Here is a 20290-nt window from a genome sequence, read left to right as displayed (position 1 = left end):
CCCATGGCGCAGGACGAAAAGACCATCTATGTATATGAAAATTGGCGTGGAGAGACCCCCACCCTGATGGGGCGGCTCCGCTGCAGCTTTATCCGGGGGCAGGAAACCTTCTCCTTCGAGTATGACCCCGCCTGGCTGACATCCGCCGAGAGTTCCTTCTCTCTGGACCCGGATCTGGCCCTCTACCGGGGACGGCAGTATGTGCCGCTGGACAAGCGGCTCTTCGGGCTGTTCGCCGACTCCTGCCCGGACCGCTGGGGCCGCCTGCTGATGCGGCGCAAGGAGGCAATTGACGCCAGAAAAGAAGACCGAAAGCCCCGAAACCTCACAGAAAGCGATTTCCTGCTGGGGGTCTACGATGAATCCCGCATGGGGGCACTGCGGTTCAGCCTGGAAGAGGGGGGAGACTTTCTCTCCAACGACAAGTCCTTCGCAACGCCGCCCTGGGTTCATCTTCGGACACTGGAAAACGCCTCTATCGCCTTTGAGAATGACGAAAGCGGCCTGAACGAAACATGGCTGCGGGAGCTTCTGGCCCCCGGTTCCTCTCTGGGCGGAGCAAGGCCCAAGGCCACGGTGCAGGCAGCGGACGGCGCTTTGTGGATCGCCAAGTTTCCGTCTAAGCACGATGAATCCAACAGCGGCGCATGGGAGAAGGTCGTGCATGACCTGGCGCGGCTGTGCGGATTGAATGTCCCGGAATCCAGGCTGGAGACCTTCTCCAAGACCGGCAGCACCTTCCTGGTCAAGCGATTTGACCGGGATGGCCGCCGCCGTATCCATTTTGCCTCCGCCATGACTCTGCTGGGAAAAACCGACGGAGCCTCTGCGGCGGACGGGAGCAGTTATCTGGATCTGGCGGCGTTCATCCGCGCCAATGGGGCGGCTCCCAGGCAGGATCTGGCTGAGCTGTGGAAACGGATCGTATTCAGTATGGCGGTGTCCAACACCGACGACCACCTGCGCAACCACGGTTTCCTCCTGACTCTCACCGGCTGGCGACTGGCTCCGCTCTACGATGTAAACCCAGTCCCCACAGGCGACCGTCTCTCCCTCAATGTGAGCGAGTACGACAACACCATCGACCTGGATCTGGCGCTGGAGGTCGCTGACTACTTCGGCTTATCTCCCCAGGAGGCTCAGCAGGCGGCGGAGGAGATCTGCAAAACCGTATCCGGACACTGGGAGCAGCTGGCCGGACAGTATGGCCTCAGTCGGGGCGCTGTGGAATATATGCGCCCGGCCTTTTCCCTCCGGCCATGAAATTAAAAATGGACCATTCCCACAGGAACCGTCTCCATCGAAGTTAGGTTTCTTCGGAATACGCTTTACAGTCATAGCGTGTGTTGGCATCGCATCCAAATCAAAGGCAAAGACATTGTAATGGGGGACTGCACCAATTGTCTCCCTCACAGTGGTTACCGATACTGCAGATGGTATTATGGACATGACCATGTACGCGGCTGCGAGTTCGGCGGAAATAAAGATAGTGGCAGCATGGATTAATTATCCGCGAAATTTACAAGTTCTCTTACAGAACACGATAGGAGGTGCGCTTATGAGTTTAAAAGGTAAACTCACAGCTTTAGCTGGTGCTAAAATCGCCGAAAAAGTCATACCGAAAGGATCGGTAGATGGGGTGGTAAACTCCGTGCTGAATAAACTCGGTCAAGCCACAGGGCAGAAAACTGCGGCCGAACATATCCAGGGAATCAAGAAAAATTTCCTGGTTATCAAATCAAAGTCCTATTCCATAGGCACGATGGTCGGCCTCTTTACTGGGAAAACGCCTGATATGAATGATTATCTTGGGCGTTATCAAATTGTTGACGGCAATGGTACGCTCAAGTATAAATCTAACGCTGAGAACACTATCACCGACCGTGAAATCTTGGATTTGTTTGATGCAAACGGAAATAAAATCGGCTATGTTAAAGAGCATCTGATTTCTACAGGTGTTCCGTTGTTTGAAAAAGAGGTGAAGAAATGCACGGTATTCTTGGGTAAAGAAAAAATCGCATTGCTAAAAAAATATGTGTCATTTGGTAATCTGGAGTTCGAGGTTCTTGAAGGTAGTGTCAAAATCACACACCAGGAAGGCAAGAGTTTCAAAATCCAATATAAGGGTAAGCAGGTAGCTACTCTGCATGATTGTCCTTTAAATCTTAAGGATGGCTATGCCGATAAATTCGTTATGGAGTATGATAATTCTGAAGATGAAGTCATTGCAATTCTGCTTGCAACAGCAATCGACCTTATAAATACATAAATCTTTTAAGCATGAACGATGTATCTACCAACGGCGAATGGGGTAAGGTCGCATAATCTGGGGCGGCTGTGGATTAGATGTCCCGGAATCCAGCCCGAAGACCTTCTCCAAGGTCGGCAGTACCTTCCAGGTCAAGCAATTTGACAGGAACGGTCGCCTCCGCATCCACTTCGCCTCCGCTATGACACTACTGAGAAAAACCGATAGAGCCTCTGCGGCGGACGGGAGCAGTTATCTGGATCTGGCGGCGTTCATCTACCCTCCGGCCATGAAATCACAAGCGGACGATTCCCTGGGGAGTCGTCCGCTTGTTTATTCCTCGGGGTTATCTCCGAAGGAGTCCTCGTTCTCCTCCTCATCCAGATCTGTATCAATGTCCAGCCCTTCACTGTTCCCCACATTCTTCTCGTAGAGCCTGGTCCACTTAAGCGGATATTTACACTTTCGGTTGTAGGCAATAAGCATGGCCTCGGCATACCCCATGGAGCCGGGCCGCCGCTCCTTGGCGGTTCTGGAGAGCAGCTTTACCGACATCTCGCCCACCTTTTCCTTGAAGTTTTCATCCTTCAGCGCATCTCCAAAGGTATGGACCAGGCGGGCAATGCCGTTGAGCATATTAGCGGAGAGAGAATTCATATCGCCCTCCCAAGTGCCCACACAGAGCCGAAGTGTCCGGTCCAGAACATGATAGCCGAACTTGTCGTAGATGCTTTCCAACGTGGACACAGCGCAAACCACCCCATAGTTTCTGACTTGGCCAATGGAAAGCGAGTAGGACTCCACCAGATCCCGGATAATGAGCTGTTTCTGATTTCCGGCTTCGATATTTGCCATGAACACCTCATAGGGCTTTAAGGGTTTCACGAACTTCATCTGATTGGCGAAGATATCCGCCTCGTGCTCATAGTTGAGATCGTCGTAGATCATGCACCAGACCGGCGTGTCCCGAGAACCGGAGGCCAGCGCGACGATCTCCACCGTGTGCTGCCCATTGAACACATAGTTGACGCCGTTTCGTCGGCTTACCTTGACCGGATTGATCTGATATAGATCAAAGTGGGCTGCCGCATTCAGTACATGCTGTTCGGATATGTTTCGCTGATACTCCTGGTTGGACACCAGATTTTTAATGGGGATCTGCTCGAAATGGACATTGGGTACAAACATGCTGAAATCAGCCATTAGGAATCCTCCTCAATTGCCGCGAGCATCTCCTGCACCTTTTCTCCCAGCGCTGTTAAGGCTGCCTGCAAGTTCTCCTTGGCTGCGGGAGAGATGGATGCGAGATGCGCCATATTTCTGGTTCGCTCGATGGAGCTCATCCAGGAGGGAATGGTGAGGGTCAGTCCAGCCACCTCCGCATCCGGATCATAGGCGGGCATCGTCTTGATGGCAGGCTGCTCCGCCGCCTGTATGCCGGGCTTAGAAGACGCCTCGGTGGAGAGGCTGCGCCGTGAATCGCTGTATCGGGCAAAGGCATAGGGATTGTTCCCGATTTTCTTACTGAGTTCCTTCAGCTCCGCAGGGGCCATCTCCGCCAGTGCCACAATGTTTTCGAAGGATATCTTGTATGTCCCCGACAGGATGTGGGGAATCAATTCCGGCGCGGTTTTTGCAATCGCATCCAGCGCCACGCTGTATTTTGCATATTTTTGGACCGTTGCTCCAGACACATGATGCTCCTTTCCCAGACGGGCGGCGGTTCGTCGACTGCTCTCTTCCTCTACCGGACGGCCTCTTCCAACTGTGGCGAGGGGATTTGGGCAGTACTGATTATAGCCGTTCTCATTCCGGTGCGCTTTCTTTTCCGCCTCATACTGCCTGCCGATCAGATACTTCTTCGTCTCCTCTGAAATGTTGCGGCGACCGAGTTGATTGGAGCAGATCCAGGCGATTGCCGCATCCCGGTTTGGAAAAACCTGTTCTTTTACGCCATAAGGGATTTTCAATTTATTGCAGATCTCGTATCGGTTATGTCCGTCTACAATGGTACCGTCCCAAACAACGATGGCCTCCCGGCAGCCCTCCATCACCAGATTCAGCTCCAGCTGCCGGTATTCCTCCCGCCGGAGAGGTCGAATCAGGTTTTTGAATTCCGGATCGATCCTGAGTTCCCTAAACCCCTTCTCTTCCATATTGCCTCCTGCGCTCCTGCGGTTTCACGGTTTGGAGGGAAAAATAGGCGACCCGGTTCACCGAATCGATCTCTCCTGTCAAATGATAATTGAACCGCAGATCGAAGCCACCGACAATCTCCGACAGATTGCTCAGCAAGGTAGAACTATAAAACTCTACGGATTGGTTGGTGTGAAAGCTGACACTGGACAATCGAACCTTATTTGCCGTTCCCCCAATCATAGGCTTGTCCGAGCCAAGAACGGCGATATAAAGTTCTTCCGGATTCACTAAAAACTGCACATAGGCAGGACTGCCCAGGCGGCGTATGGTTTTCTTGTGGATGCGGATTCGATTGCGAAATGGATCAAGGGTCAGCGAGGCTTGCGGTTGATTTTCTCGACTCATATTCTGCCTCCTATGATGGATTCTGTTCTTCGCTTCCGTCCGGTATGGGAGCCTCCGCAATAGGCGTTTCTGGCGTAGAGGCACGATCCCGAAGCCCATACACCGCATATCCTTCAAAAATATCAACCTGCATGGATTTCTGATGTTCCCGGAACGGCAGGCCAAATTGTGTTTTCCAACCTTCCGGGAACACCGGCGTCCGGGAGGCTCTGGGCTTCTCGCCATCCTTCAGAACCCGCTGGTATACTTCGGTGGCAGTCAGGTCAAATGCGATAAGCCATTCATCCTTGGCGTGGATCACCCGTCCGAGGAGCTTGTATCGATAGTCCAGATTCCATCCCATCAGAGAAAACACCTTGGCAAAGAAGATCTTGCAGGTGATTTGCTTCGGCTTTCGTCTGCCAGAGCCATTGGTACACCAGGCGCAGGCATCCCGGTCTTCTGCCTGACAGGGGCGGATCGCCAATATTTTGCTTTCCTGATTGACCAGCACCTGCACATAATCTACCTTCGGGAATCGATTCAGGCAGGCAGCATTTACATAGAATTTATAGTTGTTAAAGGTCACGGATGGCTCATTGATATGGGCAAAGAATTCCCGGCGTACCACCTGGTAGCCCTCGTAATTGAATTCCCGCTCCGTCTCCAGAACATCATCGCCTTCATGACCTGCCTGATGAACGTCCACTTCCATCTCCGGCATGACAGGAGCAATCCCGGCCGTCTGCTCCCCTTCCAGAGAACGGAGCATCCCGGCAATCACACCACCGGGTTTTTCGCCTCTCTCCTCGCTCAATTATGGTTCCTCCTTTCCGCGCCGGTTGAATTCCTGGCGGATATAGTCTCTCAGTTCCTCAAAACCGGTCACATGGAGTTTTTGACCGGTTTCGTAAAGCTGCCCCTCTATGCGAATCTTCCAATCCTCCTCGCTCTGGTCATGAACCTGCTGGAAAGATTGCTGGTGGAGATAATACTGCGTTCCAAAAGAATGAATCCACTCCTCCGGTACGGCGCGCACCCGCTTGCCAGAGATGGAGAGCGGCTGCACAGAATCATGGGAATCCTGCTCGCCTTGCTGACCGGAGAGCAGATAAGATTTGATAAACGCCTCTGCGTCATTGAGATCGAAAATATACGCTGATTCACTTTGGCTTTGAAAGAGCCGCCCGGCAATCCGATACTTTAAATCCGGGCTCCAGCCGAACAGCTGAAACAGCGTTTCCATATAGGCCGCACCCGCAATCTCTCTGGGCTGGTATTTCCCATCCACCAGTTTGGAGAACAGGACGGCATTGCGGTTGCCTTTTTCCGCCGTGCGGACAGCAAACTTCATCTCCACTGGGTTGACCAGTAGTTCCACATGGTTGTCTTTCCCAAATGTACGAACACAAGCTGTGCTGAATTTGATCCTCTTATCCTGAAACTGAACATAAGGACGGTGGTAATTATCAAAGAACTCGCTGCGGGTAATCTCAAAACCCCTCATGTCAAAATCCCCAGGAGCCAGAGTGACACTGGAAAGAGGCGCTCTTTCTTCCGCCTGCTCATCGGGAGGATGGATACTGGCGGAAGCCTGAAAGTAATCCGCAGGTTTGAACCCGGCCCAGCGAGGGTTGATGGTTACAAAGCCTTTGAGCAGGCCGCTGTCAATCACCCGCAGCTCCGGGAGGATAGAGCGATGTCCATACTTGGAGTTGTTCAGAAGGTGCTGAACGGCAATGAAATCATCTCTGGAAACAATGCCCTCGTGGTGATTCCGGTAAAGGCTCTGGGGGCGGTCGCCCCGATTCTTCCTGGACTTGTGGTTCAGGTAGTTCGGGGTGAAGGTCTTTCGGGTCAGCACATCCCCGCAATGACGCTCATTGCGAAGAACCTGAACAATGGAATTGGAGGTCCATTTGATATTTCCCAGGTAGGTCTTACGGCCCAGCTCGGTAAGCGCCGCCGCGATGTCGCTGGTGGAGTAGCCGTACAGATACATGTAGAAGATGAGCTTCACCGTAGGCGCTTCCTCCGGGTTGACCACCAGGTTTCCATCCCCGTCGTGAGAATAGCCCAGCAGCTTGGGCGTCAAAGGCAAGCCGCCGTCCAGCCGCATCCGCAGGGAGGTTTCCATGCTCCGGCTGCGGATATGGGACTCCTCCTGCGCCATGGTGGCCTGAAAGGAAAGCGCCATCTGGGAATCATCCTTAAGGGAAAAGATACATTCGCTCTCGAAAAACACGCCCACCGGGCTGGGCAGTTCCGCCAGCATCCGGACCATGCTGATGCAGTCCACCACATTCCGGGCAAAACGGGACACGCTTTTGGTGATGATCATGTCGATTTTACCGCTGCGGCAGTCAGTCATCATGGCATTAAACTCGTCCCGATGGACGAGGGAAGTCCCACTAATGCCCTCATCGGCATAGATTTTAACCAGCGTCCAATTGGGGTGATGCAGGACGAAATCCTCATAGTATTTCTTCTGCAGCTCATAGGAGGATGTCTGCTGGACATTGTCCGTGGAAACACGGGCATACACGGCGACTCGTTGCGGAATATCGTTGTCGTAGTAGTCGATAGGCTTCTTGGCAGGGATGAATTCGTAGTTCTCCGGGTCAACCTTTGTGTTGATCCGGCGGCGGACCCGTTCCTTTCGTTCTGCAAGCCGATTGCGGGTGGCCTTGTCAATCATGCAGCATTTCCCTCCCAGGCTGGTGATCGGGGAGGATCGTCCAATCAGGACCGGGCAGAAAATACGGATCATGGAGATCCTCCCGGTAGTAGGAAGCCATTGTGTAGATATCCTCCGAAACAAAGTAAATGCCCACCGGCTTTGGCAACGCCGCAAGAAGCCGGGCACAGAAAGAGAGCTCCGATAGTTTCTTGGAAATATTGCTTGCCTTCTGGGTGATCACCAGATCTACCTTGCCCTCATAGCAATCTTGCAGGAGTCTCGCCCATTCTGGAGCGTTTTCCATGTTCGGTGCGGTGCTTCCCTCATCCACATAGAAACCGACAAATTCCCAGTTCGGACAAAGAGCCAGCGTGTCCAAAAACTGCTTTTTGTGGGCGGAGAGATAATCCTCATAGCGGGTTTGGTTGAAGTAGCGAATGTATACCGCCACCCGGTGATGGTTTTTCGGAAGCGGGCGCTCCCGCCGAATGCCTTTTAACCAGGCACGATGCTCTGCCAAAAGCGCATTCTTTTCCGCCTCTCCTTCCAGCAGAAAATCAAAGGACGGCATGATCTCCTGCTCCATTGCTTCGCCCTTTATTGCCAGCTCTTCCATATGTGCTCCCCCTGCGAATGTTCTTACGGGCTATTATAGCGGCCACAGACTATAAATAAAATCGACCAGAGGTCAACAACTTGACTCCTGGTCGATGAACGAGAAAAAAAGATTCAGATTACAATGACTTCCGGCGAGCTGCAAACCCATTTCTACCCCAAGACGAGCCCCATTGAGTCTTCTGCACCATATATGTACGATGAAGATAGTGAGATCGCAGTATTTTGCCACTCGGCTTTATCCTATCCAGGATGTACTGCCATCCGTGCTACTCCTGAAAACGAAATGTGCATTGACATTATGTGATATAACACATATAATGAACATAGAGAGAAGGCGGTGGGTATGGAAAACTTCTCGGCAAAATACTACGAAACGACAGACGGTACTTAACCAGCTTAAAATTGCATTCTAATAGACTATTCGAAGTGGAAGGAATGGTTATCGGCATGGACAATAGCATTGAAAAAAAGCGAATTGAGGGCGAAGAAGATCTCATTTCAACGATTAAAGTGGCAACTGCGGCTCTCCCTCTTATCTTCACAATTGCAGAAAAACTATCTAAGCAACATGGATTTATCCACGATAGCGTACCTGCTCGTTTCGGGGACAAAACTGGACGATTAGTTTGGGATTACATATTATACAATGAGATTACATTTGATAGTGAGGACGGAAAAATAATTAGCCTTTTCACATCTCTTTCTGATGCAGAAACGAAGAAGCGCTGGGATGTTTTAGTCGACAAGTATGGGTTATAACATTAGACAGACATTATCGAGCGGACTACCAGCAGAGGAAGGAGGATTGACCTATGGGCAAGAATTTTCGTGAAACTCTGAATGAACAGCTCCGAGATCCCGCATTCAAAGCCGAGTGGGATGCCCTCGAACCGGAGCGTCAGATCATGAGAGCGATTCTGGAAGGGCGCGATGAACAGTCGCTGACGCAAAAGCAGCTGGCGGAAGTGACTGGTATCGCCCAGGCAGACATCAGCCGTTTCGAAAACGGAACCGGCAATCCGTCTCTCCGCACCCTGAAAAGACTGGCGGATGGCCTGGGGATGCGTCTCAAAGTGGAGTTCGTCCCCAAAAAACCAACTGCATAAGAAAAGCGGCGGGCCTTTGGAACACTCCTCGGCTCGCCGCTTTAATCGTTGTCTTCTCTTCTGGTCATGGTGGATTTCACTTCCCGGACGATTTTCAGGATGGAATCCAGTTCCTTGGGGGAGCAATCGGCCAACAGCTCGTCAAACTCACTTTGGTAGAGGCTCCGCACCTCCGGCACATCGGGCCGAAGCAGGGAGTCCGCTGACACCTGAAGCGCCTCGATGATCCGGATGAAGGACTCCAGTTTCATATTGGTCTTTCCCGTTTCAATAGCGCTGACATGAGGCAGGGAGATATTGGCCTTGGCTGCAAGATCTGCCTGGCTCATCCGCCGGCCGACTCGCGCCTCCCGAATGCGGGAGCCAATCAGCTGACGCTCGTTCAAACCATGTTCCTCCATCGGCTCCCCCCCTTTTTGAAATATATTCTCCAGTTAATCTATTTCTAAGAGTATATCAACTTGGGGTGAAATTGATATAAGGCAAAGGCGATGATATAAGCCAGACACTATAATAAGGCTACAATTTTTTTGGAGGTCTTATTATGAGTCTTGACTACAAAGCCATTGGCAAACACATCCGCGAAGCCCGTCGCCGCAACCATCTCTCCCAGGCAATGCTCGCCGAGGCGGTGGACAAAACCCCCTCTTACATCAGTTACATAGAGAGCGGCCTCAAAAGTATGAGCCTGGACACCTTTGTTCTCATCGCCAATGCCCTCGGCGTATCGCCGGAAAGGTTGTTGATGGAGCAGATCACCGACACGGAACGGTGCGCCAGTGAGGAGATCACCTTGCTCCTCTCAGATTGCACCATCTGTGAGGCTCTCATTCTGCTGGACATGATGAAAGCCTTAAAGACAGCTCTGCGAGAACACCGGGAGAAGTGCATCGATTCGGATGCTTCCGATTTTACATTCCTGCTCTGAGAAAACAATCGACCGGAAGTCATGTGCTTTGACTGCCGGTCGATTTTTGCCTGTAAAAGTGTATATGTTTTTGGGAAAGTGAATATGTTTTCGAAAAGTCCAGGATATGGGCCTCCAAAGTTGGTATAATGGAGGGCGAAAGGTGGGATAGTCCATGATCTACTACACGGGCGATATCCACGGGAACCCTCGTGAGATCGTACAGTTCTGTGACCGGCACAAGCTGACCGAGCAGGACACCCTCGTCCTTCTGGGGGATGTGGGGGCCAATTATTTCCTGAACGGGCGGGATGCCGAGATGAAGCAGCTTTTGACACAGGTGAAACCCACGCTCCTGTGCATCCACGGCAATCATGAGGTTCGCCCATCTACCCTGCCATCCTACCAGACCAAGGAATGGAACGGCGGAACGGTCTGGGTGGAGGAGACCTACCCCCGCCTGCTGTTCGCTGCTGATGGGGAGATATTTCATCTGGAGGGTCTTTGCCATCTGGTAATCGGCGGGGCTTACAGCGTGGACAAGTTTTACCGGCTGGACAGAGGATATGGCTGGTGGCCGGACGAGCAGCCTTCTCAGGAGATCAAGGAGAAGGTCATCCGGACGCTGGATGCCTGCGGCTGGCAGGTGGATACCGTTCTCTCCCACACCTGCCCCTATCGGTATGAGCCGCGGGAAGCATTCCTCCCCATGATCGACCAGAGCACCGTGGATGCCTCTACCGAGGAGTGGCTGGAGGAGATCGAGAGGAAGCTGCAATACAATCACTGGTTCTGCGGCCACTGGCATATCAACAAGCGCATCGACCGGATGCACTTCCTCTTCCACAGTGTGGAGGCGGCGCCGCAGCTCCTGTCGGGAGATAGCATACGATGACAGAGGAAGAAAAAACGGAACGGGAGGCTTGCTTTGCCGCAATCCGTGAAACCGTCCAGAGGCTCTCCCGCCTGATGGATACCGCATACCAGCAATACAGTCAATTGGTGGAACAGGTGGTGAAGGACAGGATCACCGGGGAGCAGGAGATCGAGCGGATCATGGACGGCCTTATGGACTTCGGGGATGACCAGAGATTCCTTGCTCTGTACAAGGCCCTTTGCCGCCATGTCTATGACAAACATCCTACTCTTGTGAGAGAACACATTGCTCTCTTCCGAACCCAATTTGAGGAGAGAGCGGACGAGGAAACGCAACAAGCACAAGGAGGTGAACGCCATGAAGGCACCGGAGATTAAGCACTATATCAGCTGGCTGGGCCGGGTGGGATACCGAAACATCGACTGCTCTTTCTCCTACGACGAGGCATCCTATGGGGCCATCGACCGGATCTTCCGGCTGCTCTACCGGCTGGAACCTGACCCGGAGCACAACAGCTGGGAGCTTTGGCTTCGTGCCGAGCGGGGAACCATCGAGGACTTCGGCAGTTTTGAGGATCTACGGGAGGATGGGCAGGTGGAGAGCTACGAGGAATTTGAAGCCTGGTGGCGTTCCGAGTTCCCGGAGGAGGTGGAGTGGTTCCACTTTTCCGCCGGTGAAGATCAGAAGATCGGATACCGGGCGGTATTCCTGAGCCATAACCATGTGCTGGAGGTGGACTGCCGCAAAGAGAGATCTTTCCCCCATGACATCTCCCCATTTACCTCCTGGCTGGAGGAAGCCGTGCGGGACGCCGTGCAGGCGGTGGAGGATGGCAGCTATCCGAAGCTGGTGGAGCGGAATCTGCCCGTCTGGCATCGGACGGGAACCGTCCTGCGCCGGGATCTGTGGAAGGTCTTTCCCGAATGGAAAGAGAAGTTCTTCCAGAATATCTCCCGGCAGGAGGTGGATGAGTTTCTTGCCTCGGCGGCAGGCTATCCCCTGGAAGCAAACAGAAGACTCCCGTCCATGACCGCAAACGACTTCTATCATGCCTGCGCTCTGGGCTACCGGGCCATGGGATATGCCGGAACGGAGAAACCGGACAAGGAGCAGTACCTTCTCCACGCGGATGGGCGGGACGAGGGCCTGTCCAAATTGGACGGGAATTCCCCCGATGCCTTTGATCGCTGGCTGAAAGAGCGGCCACGCATCGGCCACCCCTGGGAGGTATGCCGGGGCGGCAACAGCACCCACATCGACTGCATCGTGTGCCGGGATGAGCATGGTTACTATCTGGCGGTGGCCGGTCTTGCGGAGACCCGGACGGTGGAGGCCATCCACTTCTTCCTCGCACTCCATCGGGCAGACATTCCCGTATGTATCCGCAATGCTGAGGAATTGAAGGCCCGCCTGACCGGAGAGGAGCCCATCGGCATCGTGCCGGAAGGAGTTCTTCCCGCCTACTGCCACGCCTGGTTCCCAGGCGAGCGTATCGTCGATTTTATGAATCTGCCCCTTGAGCGCCGGGACGAACTTGCAAACTACTGCCGGTGGCAGCCAATCCCGGTTCCCCGGTTGAAGAAGGACGGTGAATCCCCATGATTTTCTTTACCTCTGACCTGCATCTCGGTCACGAGAACTGCATCCGGCTTTGCAACCGGCCCTTCTCCAGCATTGAGGAGATGGACGAAACCCTCATCGAAAACTGGAACCGCAAGGTCACAGGGAAGGACACCGTCTATATCCTCGGCGACCTCATCTACCGGAGCAAAAAGCCGCCGGAGGAATACCTGCGGCGGCTGCGGGGAAAGAAGCATCTCATCCTTGAGAATCACGACCGGGGATGGGTCCAGAATTGTCAGACGGAGCGATTCTTTGAAAGCGTGAGCAATCTGCTGTATATCACGGACGGAAAGCGGCAGTACACCCTCTGCCACTACCCCATGATGTCCTGGCCGCATATCATGCGGTGCTACATGGTCTTTGGTCACATCCACGGAAATACCGATGCGGACTACTGGCCGCTCATTCAGGCAAACGAGCGGATGCTGAATGCCGGGGTGGATGTCAATCGCTTCGAGCCGGTCACCTTCGAGGAGATGGAAGCCAACAATCTCCTGCATAAAGGCCAGCAGAAAGCGGAACCGGAGGTGCAGCCGTGAAAAGAAGAAAGGGATTTTATGAGGCGGAACCTCTGGCCAGTTCCATCGCTCGTCGAGACTGGCAGCACACGCTGGAGCGAGCCGAGGAAAGCGGCCTGCCACTCCAATCCCGAAAGGGGAACACAGGACTGCTGTTTCCGGCAAGAATCCTTGCCCCCGTTTGGGAGGAAGGACTGCGGCATATCATTCTGGCGGCGATTCGGTACAGTATGGGACGGCACACCTATATGCCCAGCATCGCTGTGGATTTCACCTGCCGGAATCTGAGCTGCCTGGACGAGAGCACCCGTTCCGCCGCTGCGGCGGAGATTCAATATCATCTGAACCGATATGGAGAACAGGAGCCATATCCCCGGCTGTGGAACAGTCTCAGCCGACTGCTCATATCTGAAGAAATCGGACAAGAGGACAGGAGGAAGGAAACAATGCCGATTTTACAATCACTGGAAAGCATGGAGCGCATCTCACGTCAGGCGCTGGCAGCTGATCTGGATGCCGTGTTGGAACGGGTAAGCCGTGAAAACATCGGGCTGGTGATCACCGATGAAGGGAAGGATGATCTTGTCCTCTGTCCGGCCTCCTGGTTCGATTTCGACTATGTGGATGACTTTGGCTGTGTCATCAACTGTGCCCTCCGCTATGCCATGCGAACGGAAGATGAGGAGAGCGAAGCGGTCGTCCGATATGCCCGATGTCACTACCGCCTGTTCGATGAAAAGACGCTGTCGGTGGCCGTGGCCGATCTGGAGCGGGAACTGGAAGAACCGATGGAGCCTCTCAAGAAGCCGCAGGTCTGGAAAGAACTTCTGGAGTTGTTTCAGCAGCGGCTTGCTGAGCTCCGGCAGGAAGATTCAAATGGAGATGAAAAATCCAATGGATGAGAAGAAGTACGAAATTGTGGAGATTCAAGTGGATGCGGATGTGTTGGAAGAACTGAAAACAGTGATAGCACCACTTGGTCTGACACCGGAAATGCTGATCGTGCGTTTCTTTGAATTCTGCACCGATCCTGCCACGCAGGAAGAGGCCGTTTCGCTGCTTCTGAAATGGAAAGCTGAGTTGGAAGCGGAGAGCTACGAACCCCGAGGTGATTTCTGATGCTGTCCAAGAAAACCTTCTGCGAAGCCCTGCGGAAGATCCAAGCCCAGAGGAAAAGAGACGCACAATTCAGTGAGGCGCTCAATCTGGTGGGCGATGGTCATTTCGTTTTTGAGGGCGGGCCGCAGCTTCTTTCCGCCTTACTGAATGTGTTGGAGGAAGCGGTCAACGACAAGTACGACTACATCAGCTGGTGGATTTACGATGCCGCTCCGGACTATGAGGTCTGGACCGAAGACGAAAAAACCAAATGGTGTCTGAAGGAGCCGGAAGCCCTATATGATTTCATCCGGGATGAATGTCAGGGCTAAGCGGCATCTCCTTCTCATATCGGAACCTTGGTGCTGAGAAATGAAACATTACCATAATGAAGATTATATGTTGCAGTTATCCCCTGAAGACAAGGAAAGATTTGAGCAGATTTTTCTTGCTCTTTGTATCCGAGAATCCCAGGAAAAAAGCCGTGGGGGAAGTATACCAATCAATTATTACAGGCTGAGTAATGAACACCTCTTTCCCGATATGCCGCAGGATGAAGATGCCCTTGAGGGAGAAGAAGGGCTGACGCGATTCACCGATGGCTGTCAGAAGCTGAAGAAGTATGAATAGGCGGATATCTTTTTTGGTCTTACACTAAAATCCCCCTTCGGCAGAAAATCCGCCAAGTCCCAGCCGAAAAAAAGAAAAAATAAGCGGCGCTGACCCGCAAAGCCTTGCAAATAAAGGGTTTTCGCAAACATCTTTATTGGTCTTACACTCCAAAGGTCAAGTATGGTATAGGTGTATTGCCTATACCATACTTCTTTTTATTTGGGGGAAAACGTGTGGTTTTGGCTTGTTTTGAGTATTTTCTGGAATTTTCACTTATGAAAGAACAGTGGGGACTCCGTAAGGTGCTGGGAGAATCCCTGGGGACCTTCCTGATGAAATGATAGACTACTGCTGAGTATTGTGGCTATCGGTTGGTAAAAGTTTTCACAATTTTTTCGCACGGCCTCCCTTTGGGTATAAGGGGGGCTTTTTTGTGCCTGAAAACGTATTTCTGCCAGCATGGACAACAAGTCTGTCTTATGATACATTGTAAGTAAATCATCAGGGCTTGCTAGGTTATTTTTACAACACAACAGGAGGGGTTTCCGTGGCAGAATTTTGGACGATTGACAATACAGATAAATCAGAAAAGCACACCATTACAGGGAAAGGTTTTGTCCTGGAAATCCAACGGCTTAAAAATAAAGGGAATGACAAGGGGAACAACGAAGAAAAGATTTCTGTTGCTGCATATGAGGGGGAAATCAAGGACTCGGAGTTGTTGGGCAAAATCCAGATTAGCCCGGCTGACATGGAAGCAGGGCTGATGACCCTAAACCGGTATGGCGTCATGCTGTCACGGCCCGACTGCATGGATCTTGCCAGATGTATCAAAGAAAACTACTATTCTCTTGAGCCAATTTCTGCCTATGATGGATATGTCATTGATGATGATACATGGCAGGATATTTTGGGTTTACTGGACAGTATCATTTCAGCCGGTGACATACAGGCAATTACGCTCAAACCACGCCATGAATTGAATAGCTGTAAGGTTTACGCCATTCCAGTTAAAACGTTTGGGGAAGAACTGCTGCAAAGCCAGCTGAGCAAGATAACGCCCAAGGCCATACAGGAGTATTTATTCCAGAAAGGCTATACACTGGTCAATCGTGGCTGCTTGGATTATGTGGCCCCGGTGGGTGCCGATAAGGTCAAGAAAAAGTGCGTCTGTTTGTACCAGGAGAAGTTTGACGCTGCCATAAAGGGTGCAGCCAAGGAAGCAGAAGCATGAGCAGGAAAGTACTCAGTGCCTTTCCCTACTATGGAGGCAAAGCAGCCCTGTCCCCCATGATTTGTGAAATGCTGGACTATCGGCATACAGATGTTTATATTGAGCCGTTTGGTGGTGGGGCCAGGGTGCTTTTGAATAAGCCCAGGCACCATGTTGAACTCTACAATGATGCCAGTGTTGGCTTATGTGCGTTTATGCGCTGCATGAGCGACCCACAGAAGGCCCAGGAGGTCATTGACTGCCTGAGCCATACGGAGTGTACCCCCGAGACGTTTTATGCCGCTGTGCGGCTCAGGAACCTGGAAGAGGACGATTACTTTGAGGAAATCAAACGGCAGTTCAAGCAGTATTTGGGAGAACTGAACAAACGGCATCCAGACGCAGAGCCATGGATCAAACAGCTTCGCAGGAACCTCAACCAGTGCCGGGAGCAAATGGACTTTACCCCGCTGGATGATCTTACGCAGAAGGGTGGTTTGTCAGAACAGGAAATCACCATGCTACGGCAATTCCAGACGGATGTAGAGGAATTCTTGCAGATTTTCCAGCCAATTTGTCGGGAAACAGTGCGTTTGTCGGGCGGCAGGATTGCAGCGGAAGTGACGGAGGCATATCTGGAAAAACTGGCCGCTGGGATGAAGAAAGCGGACGCTACCACAGATAAAAAGGCTCGGATTCAAAAGAGAATACAGGCCATTGAACAAGGAGCGCCGAGCAAGTACGACGCCACGCAAATGCAAAAAGCGTATGGGAGAGAATTGTATCTTTCCGCATATGCCAATGCAGGGAATCATCACGAGGTTCAGGTGGCAGATGACGTCAGTTTGGCTGCTGCAACATGGATTGTCTATACCATGAGCCGGGACGGCATGGGAGAAGTATTTACCGCCCAGAGATTTCAGAGCCGGGAGCAGTATTTGACAAGGGTTTGCAAACTGTATGATGTGGCGGAACGTATGCTGGGCGTCCAGGTCACACAGGTAGGAGCCTTGCCGTTTTTAATGAACACCGACCGCTTGAATGACAAGGCTGTATGCTTTTACCTGGATCCCTCCTATCTGGCTCCCGAGGATGACACAAAAAACCTGGGGAAAACGTATAAGCTGTCCTGGGGCCGGGAGGATCACGAGCTGTTTTTGAAAACCATTCAAAATGCCCGTGCCAAGATTGTCGTGAGCAATTACGACAATGCCCTATATAACCAATATCTGAAAGCACCGCAATGGAAGAAGTATGAGTTTGAAACCACTACCAGTGTGGGAAGTGTGGCTGGCAATGTGCGGAAAGAAATTGTTTGGAAAAACTTTTGATTGACGAACGGAAACAACTGTGCTACTGTAAAAGAAAGAGAGCGGCAACCAGAAAGTTACTGAGTTACCGAGTTACTGAGCCACGACCTATAAGCAGTATATATGTTCTGTTGATTTTATAGGATAGCATATATATAGGTATTTATGACAGCACTGTGTGATCTGGCACAGTGCTGTTTTTATTGATACAGATATTCAACCCAATGCAAGCAGATCGTGTTTGGCTGATACAAAACATATTTCAGTAACTACCCATAGAAGAAAAAGAGTAGTGCCGCACAAACGACTCCCCCCTACACACTACACGCTACCAAAACTAAAACTGGATAGCTAAACTATACTCCACCAAGGCATACAAGAATGACTTATGGGGAATATAATTTGAACTGCGACAAATCATGTAATAATAGTAGCGTGAATATAATGGTGATACTTTTTAAGTATAGAGTAGATACAGCACAGTGCGATTTGGCACAGTGCTGTTTTTTATATATTCTAATATTCAATCAGTTGCAAGCAGATCATGTTTGGCTGAGACAAAACATATTTCAGTAACTACCCATAGAAGAAAAAGAGTGGTACCGCACAAGCGACTCCCCCCTACACACTACACGCTACCAAAAACAAAACTGGATAGCAAAACTATACTCCCCCAAGGCATAGAAGAATGACTCATAGGGGAGTATCATTGGAACTGCGACAAATAATGTAATAATAGTAGCATGAATATAAAAATAATATAACGTTGAGGATTTGGATGGGATACCGGTGAGTTTCAAACAGGATAACAAATGAGGATGATAACTGACAGCACTGTGCGATCTGGCACAGTGCTGTTTTCATATATTCTCATATTCCATCACTGACAGGCAAGTAATGTTTGGCTGATGCCAATGGAACTCAGGTATCACCAGTAAAAGAATGAGGATGGTACCGCACAAACGACACCACCCTATATACTACACGCTACCAAAACCAAAACTGGATAGATAAATTGACTATACCATAGCTCTACTCAGAATAATGGCTCATAGCCAGAAAGATAGATACCATATGGAACTGTTGAATTGCGACACACTCACCAACTCAGATATGGAAACTCCGGCTATATCGTCAGCAGTCACCGTAAGAACACAGCGTTATAATCCAGGTGTGGTTGGGAGATAGAACCTGACCAACAATCAAGAATAAAGGGGTATTACAGTATGGAAAAGAAGTTTGTCATCAATCGGGTTGACCTGGGCCAGCGTGTGACGGGGTATGAGGTGTTTAACGCTGCTGTCAATGGCGGTGAAGTGATCGGTAGGACGGTCAAGCAGCTGGGCGAGGCAGTCAAGGCCGGGGATGTGCTGGGCATGGTGCTGGATGCCAATGGTGCGTTGAAACTGGATGAGGCCAAGGGCTTTCATGCCATCATGGTCAAAACTGGTATTGGTACCTTGACCAGCACCGACCCGGCAGCGGTTGCCAATCTGATGTATACCGTTTATCGGAGAGACGGCGATAACTTCAAAGTCATTTCCTCCCGGTTTGGCCGTCAGACGTTTTGTGCCGATAAGATCAAGGCGCTTCTGGATCTGGGGGCTGTCAATGGTGTTGTCCTGGACGGTGATACCCTCCGGTGTGCATGGGAATTAGAGCCGCAGACCCAAGAGAGAACCAAAGAGACTGCCAAAAAATAGCGAGCCGGAAAGTGGGCCACCCATGGGGGATGGCCCACTTTGTCCTGAATGAATGGACAAGTACAAGACTTAAAGAAACCACATTGGAGAAATGGTGTGCAAGATGTAGGGCCACAATGGCCCAGTGGCCGTTTATGGGGGACTTTGTGAAAACGTAGAAGGGGGTGGGAATGGTTGGAACTGGTCCCAGAATGAGAGACAGGGGGTGAGAGGGGTATGATACGGGCCATGGTGGACAGTGGGGAAAAATAGGGGGTACATGACGCCATCCGGCTTTTGGGAAAAATTCAAACCAGTAGCCGAACAAATGAAAAGGGCAATTTTTTCATTGAAACAAAAGAAAAAATAGGCCATACAAAGGAATTTTTACCGGTGATACAGGTTTGAAAAATCTGGTATACATTGGGGTGTTTTCGGCGTGGTTGCAAAAAATCCCAAAATTCTGAGGAAGGCAAGACAGCGGAAAATAGTGTGGTCAGTGATGTTGATAAAAAGATCTGGGGGTGATTGTTCCACATGAAAGAAACTCTGAGTGCGTGATATGGATAATGCTGCAATACGGCAATAAAAAACGTGGCCTGGACGAATCCAAACCACGAAATACTGCTTGCACTCAGTTATGAATTGAAGTAAAATAGTGCCATCGAGATAAATAGAGGCAGGACGTGAGATGCGCCAACATCTCACGCCCCTATGCAGGTGTCGTGACCACCCACACAGCAGTAGAACTGCGCCACGCTCATTATACCGGGAACCCAGTGTTTTTGCAAGTTGGCTTTCCGGGCAATGGGCTTCTGTGTCGTACCTCCATGCGGTGTAGGGATTGTTTACCCTGCACCGCTTTTATTTATCTCGACGGGGAAGCCCAATGGGGGCTGGGAAGCATCTCACCCCCAGCGGGCAACCTTGTCGGGAAGTCTGTATGATCGTATGAGAGGAAGATATAGATGAAAAAGCTGAGACTTTTGGCTCTGATTCTCATTCTGGTAATCTCCATGGTGGGATGCACCAAAGAAAAAACGGAGCCGAATGAGCCGGAAAAAACCGCCTCCACGGAAGAAGTGGAAATGGTGGAGACAGAAAAAGAGGAACCAGAGCAGCCGGAAGAAGTGTCTGAAGCTGAGGACATTGAGGAAGAAACACTAGGGCAGCACCGCACAATTGCTGAGGCAAGCGCTGTCGAATCACCCATCAGGCAGGAAACCATAGGCTTCCCGGCGCATTTCTTCGCGAGAGCGCACAACTTCAAGCCGC

The 20290-nt window shown here is 51.3% G+C and carries 24 protein-coding genes and 1 pseudogene; 18 read left to right on the top strand and 7 right to left on the bottom strand.

Going from position 1 to position 20290, the window contains the following annotated elements; genetic code table 11:
- Positions 1-3: 3 nt before the first annotated feature.
- From ACTQ33_RS04270 to ACTQ33_RS04260, 3 genes are all read left to right on the top strand, one after another.
- On the top strand, positions 4-1263 hold the full coding sequence (locus ACTQ33_RS04270) for a type II toxin-antitoxin system HipA family toxin (RefSeq protein WP_087233725.1): 1260 nt from the start codon (positions 4-6) through the stop codon (positions 1261-1263).
- Between the two features lie 295 nt (positions 1264-1558).
- Positions 1559-2269: a hypothetical protein gene (locus ACTQ33_RS04265; protein WP_087233727.1), complete on the top strand. Its 711-nt coding sequence runs from the start codon at positions 1559-1561 to the stop codon at positions 2267-2269.
- A 52-nt stretch (positions 2270-2321) separates the two neighbouring features.
- On the top strand, positions 2322-2681 hold the full coding sequence (locus tag ACTQ33_RS04260; protein ID WP_328245458.1) for a HipA domain-containing protein: 360 nt from the start codon (positions 2322-2324) through the stop codon (positions 2679-2681).
- Here the strand turns inward: ACTQ33_RS04260 and ACTQ33_RS04255 are convergent.
- Genes ACTQ33_RS04255 through ACTQ33_RS04230 form a run of 6 tightly spaced genes read right to left on the bottom strand, consistent with a single transcriptional unit; the run spans position 2582 to position 8067 of the window.
- Positions 2582-3451 carry a DUF6551 family protein gene (locus ACTQ33_RS04255; RefSeq protein WP_087233730.1) on the bottom strand — a complete coding sequence of 290 codons (870 nt, stop codon included), beginning with the start codon at positions 3449-3451 and terminating at the stop codon, positions 2582-2584. The genes ACTQ33_RS04260 and ACTQ33_RS04255 overlap by 100 nt on opposite strands.
- Positions 3451-4404, bottom strand: coding sequence for a hypothetical protein (locus tag ACTQ33_RS04250; RefSeq protein ID WP_087233733.1), 954 nt, complete (start codon positions 4402-4404; stop codon positions 3451-3453). The genes ACTQ33_RS04255 and ACTQ33_RS04250 overlap by 1 nt, the downstream gene beginning before the upstream one ends.
- Positions 4385-4792, bottom strand: a complete 408-nt coding sequence (locus ACTQ33_RS04245) for a hypothetical protein (RefSeq protein ID WP_087233736.1) — start codon at positions 4790-4792, stop codon at positions 4385-4387. The genes ACTQ33_RS04250 and ACTQ33_RS04245 overlap by 20 nt, the downstream gene beginning before the upstream one ends.
- A gap of 10 nt (positions 4793-4802) precedes the next feature.
- A complete protein-coding gene (locus tag ACTQ33_RS04240; RefSeq protein WP_195450674.1) occupies positions 4803-5588 on the bottom strand; it encodes a hypothetical protein in 786 nt (261 codons plus the stop codon).
- Entirely contained in the window at positions 5589-7469 is a 1881-nt protein-coding gene (locus ACTQ33_RS04235; RefSeq protein WP_087233739.1) for a recombinase family protein, read from the bottom strand.
- A complete protein-coding gene (locus ACTQ33_RS04230) occupies positions 7462-8067 on the bottom strand; it encodes a recombinase family protein (RefSeq protein WP_087233742.1) in 606 nt (201 codons plus the stop codon). Before ACTQ33_RS04230 ends, ACTQ33_RS04235 begins: the two co-directional genes overlap by 8 nt.
- A 449-nt stretch (positions 8068-8516) precedes the next feature.
- Here ACTQ33_RS04230 and ACTQ33_RS04225 point away from each other — a divergent pair, with 449 nt between their 5' ends.
- Complete coding sequence (locus tag ACTQ33_RS04225) at positions 8517-8828, top strand: hypothetical protein (protein WP_308541976.1); 312 nt, start codon at positions 8517-8519, stop codon at positions 8826-8828.
- A gap of 53 nt (positions 8829-8881) precedes the next feature.
- Complete coding sequence (locus ACTQ33_RS04220; RefSeq protein WP_087233748.1) at positions 8882-9175, top strand: helix-turn-helix domain-containing protein; 294 nt, start codon at positions 8882-8884, stop codon at positions 9173-9175.
- Between the two features lie 41 nt (positions 9176-9216).
- Here ACTQ33_RS04220 and ACTQ33_RS04215 read toward each other — a convergent pair whose 3' ends face one another.
- Complete coding sequence (locus ACTQ33_RS04215; RefSeq protein ID WP_441462479.1) at positions 9217-9561, bottom strand: helix-turn-helix domain-containing protein; 345 nt, start codon at positions 9559-9561, stop codon at positions 9217-9219.
- A 158-nt stretch (positions 9562-9719) separates the two neighbouring features.
- On the opposite strand from ACTQ33_RS04215, the gene ACTQ33_RS04210 reads away from it, so the two are divergent.
- From ACTQ33_RS04210 to ACTQ33_RS04150, 13 genes and pseudogenes are all read left to right on the top strand, one after another.
- Positions 9720-10103, top strand: a complete 384-nt coding sequence (locus ACTQ33_RS04210; RefSeq protein WP_087233754.1) for a helix-turn-helix domain-containing protein — start codon at positions 9720-9722, stop codon at positions 10101-10103.
- Positions 10104-10257: 154 nt separating this feature from the next.
- The gene (locus ACTQ33_RS04205; protein ID WP_087233757.1) at positions 10258-10977 is read left to right on the top strand and encodes a metallophosphoesterase; all 720 of its coding nucleotides are present in this window, start codon (positions 10258-10260) and stop codon (positions 10975-10977) included.
- On the top strand, positions 10974-11336 hold the full coding sequence (locus ACTQ33_RS04200) for a hypothetical protein (protein ID WP_087233760.1): 363 nt from the start codon (positions 10974-10976) through the stop codon (positions 11334-11336). The genes ACTQ33_RS04205 and ACTQ33_RS04200 overlap by 4 nt, the downstream gene beginning before the upstream one ends.
- Positions 11317-12561: a hypothetical protein gene (locus ACTQ33_RS04195; protein ID WP_087233762.1), complete on the top strand. Its 1245-nt coding sequence runs from the start codon at positions 11317-11319 to the stop codon at positions 12559-12561. Before ACTQ33_RS04200 ends, ACTQ33_RS04195 begins: the two co-directional genes overlap by 20 nt.
- Positions 12558-13121 carry a metallophosphoesterase gene (locus tag ACTQ33_RS04190; RefSeq protein ID WP_087233765.1) on the top strand — a complete coding sequence of 188 codons (564 nt, stop codon included), beginning with the start codon at positions 12558-12560 and terminating at the stop codon, positions 13119-13121. The genes ACTQ33_RS04195 and ACTQ33_RS04190 overlap by 4 nt, the downstream gene beginning before the upstream one ends.
- Entirely contained in the window at positions 13118-14002 is an 885-nt protein-coding gene (locus ACTQ33_RS04185) for a hypothetical protein (protein ID WP_087233769.1), read from the top strand. The genes ACTQ33_RS04190 and ACTQ33_RS04185 overlap by 4 nt, the downstream gene beginning before the upstream one ends.
- Positions 13977-14219, top strand: coding sequence for a hypothetical protein (locus ACTQ33_RS04180; RefSeq protein ID WP_087233772.1), 243 nt, complete (start codon positions 13977-13979; stop codon positions 14217-14219). Before ACTQ33_RS04185 ends, ACTQ33_RS04180 begins: the two co-directional genes overlap by 26 nt.
- The gene (locus ACTQ33_RS04175) at positions 14219-14530 is read left to right on the top strand and encodes a hypothetical protein (protein ID WP_087233774.1); all 312 of its coding nucleotides are present in this window, start codon (positions 14219-14221) and stop codon (positions 14528-14530) included. The genes ACTQ33_RS04180 and ACTQ33_RS04175 overlap by 1 nt, the downstream gene beginning before the upstream one ends.
- Positions 14531-14570: 40 nt before the next feature.
- Entirely contained in the window at positions 14571-14828 is a 258-nt protein-coding gene (locus tag ACTQ33_RS04170) for a hypothetical protein (RefSeq protein WP_140400355.1), read from the top strand.
- A gap of 529 nt (positions 14829-15357) precedes the next feature.
- Positions 15358-16044, top strand: a complete 687-nt coding sequence (locus ACTQ33_RS04165) for a hypothetical protein (RefSeq protein ID WP_441462475.1) — start codon at positions 15358-15360, stop codon at positions 16042-16044.
- Positions 16041-17354, top strand: coding sequence for a DNA adenine methylase (locus ACTQ33_RS04160; RefSeq protein ID WP_441462473.1), 1314 nt, complete (start codon positions 16041-16043; stop codon positions 17352-17354). The genes ACTQ33_RS04165 and ACTQ33_RS04160 overlap by 4 nt, the downstream gene beginning before the upstream one ends.
- Positions 17355-18559: 1205 nt before the next feature.
- The gene (locus ACTQ33_RS04155; RefSeq protein WP_441462472.1) at positions 18560-19036 is read left to right on the top strand and encodes a hypothetical protein; all 477 of its coding nucleotides are present in this window, start codon (positions 18560-18562) and stop codon (positions 19034-19036) included.
- Positions 19037-19983: 947 nt separating this feature from the next.
- Positions 19984-20290 (top strand): annotated as a pseudogene (locus ACTQ33_RS04150) (hypothetical protein); the annotation flags it as partial.

Source organism: Candidatus Avoscillospira sp. LCP25S3_F1 (assembly GCF_052117125.1).
Classification (GTDB): Bacteria; Bacillota; Clostridia; order Oscillospirales; family Oscillospiraceae; genus Avoscillospira_A.
Note: the sequence above shows the minus strand (reverse complement) of the source record. Positions and strands in the feature narration are given on the sequence as shown.

Bases quoted from the DNA above. Each gene is read 5' to 3' on its own strand.
- ACTQ33_RS04270 (WP_087233725.1), top strand. From the start codon at position 4: ATGGCGCAGGACGAAAAGACCATCTATGTATATGAAAATTGGCGTGGA.
- ACTQ33_RS04265 (WP_087233727.1), top strand. From the start codon at position 1,559: ATGAGTTTAAAAGGTAAACTCACAGCTTTAGCTGGTGCTAAAATCGCC.
- ACTQ33_RS04255 (WP_087233730.1), bottom strand. From the start codon at position 3,451: ATGGCTGATTTCAGCATGTTTGTACCCAATGTCCATTTCGAGCAGATC.
- ACTQ33_RS04250 (WP_087233733.1), bottom strand. From the start codon at position 4,404: ATGGAAGAGAAGGGGTTTAGGGAACTCAGGATCGATCCGGAATTCAAA.
- ACTQ33_RS04245 (WP_087233736.1), bottom strand. From the start codon at position 4,792: ATGAGTCGAGAAAATCAACCGCAAGCCTCGCTGACCCTTGATCCATTT.
- ACTQ33_RS04235 (WP_087233739.1), bottom strand. From the start codon at position 7,469: ATGATTGACAAGGCCACCCGCAATCGGCTTGCAGAACGAAAGGAACGG.
- ACTQ33_RS04230 (WP_087233742.1), bottom strand. From the start codon at position 8,067: ATGGAAGAGCTGGCAATAAAGGGCGAAGCAATGGAGCAGGAGATCATG.
- ACTQ33_RS04225 (WP_308541976.1), top strand. From the start codon at position 8,517: ATGGACAATAGCATTGAAAAAAAGCGAATTGAGGGCGAAGAAGATCTC.
- ACTQ33_RS04220 (WP_087233748.1), top strand. From the start codon at position 8,882: ATGGGCAAGAATTTTCGTGAAACTCTGAATGAACAGCTCCGAGATCCC.
- ACTQ33_RS04210 (WP_087233754.1), top strand. From the start codon at position 9,720: ATGAGTCTTGACTACAAAGCCATTGGCAAACACATCCGCGAAGCCCGT.
- ACTQ33_RS04205 (WP_087233757.1), top strand. From the start codon at position 10,258: ATGATCTACTACACGGGCGATATCCACGGGAACCCTCGTGAGATCGTA.
- ACTQ33_RS04200 (WP_087233760.1), top strand. From the start codon at position 10,974: ATGACAGAGGAAGAAAAAACGGAACGGGAGGCTTGCTTTGCCGCAATC.
- ACTQ33_RS04195 (WP_087233762.1), top strand. From the start codon at position 11,317: ATGAAGGCACCGGAGATTAAGCACTATATCAGCTGGCTGGGCCGGGTG.
- ACTQ33_RS04190 (WP_087233765.1), top strand. From the start codon at position 12,558: ATGATTTTCTTTACCTCTGACCTGCATCTCGGTCACGAGAACTGCATC.
- ACTQ33_RS04180 (WP_087233772.1), top strand. From the start codon at position 13,977: ATGGAGATGAAAAATCCAATGGATGAGAAGAAGTACGAAATTGTGGAG.
- ACTQ33_RS04175 (WP_087233774.1), top strand. From the start codon at position 14,219: ATGCTGTCCAAGAAAACCTTCTGCGAAGCCCTGCGGAAGATCCAAGCC.
- ACTQ33_RS04170 (WP_140400355.1), top strand. From the start codon at position 14,571: ATGAAACATTACCATAATGAAGATTATATGTTGCAGTTATCCCCTGAA.
- ACTQ33_RS04160 (WP_441462473.1), top strand. From the start codon at position 16,041: ATGAGCAGGAAAGTACTCAGTGCCTTTCCCTACTATGGAGGCAAAGCA.
- ACTQ33_RS04155 (WP_441462472.1), top strand. From the start codon at position 18,560: ATGGAAAAGAAGTTTGTCATCAATCGGGTTGACCTGGGCCAGCGTGTG.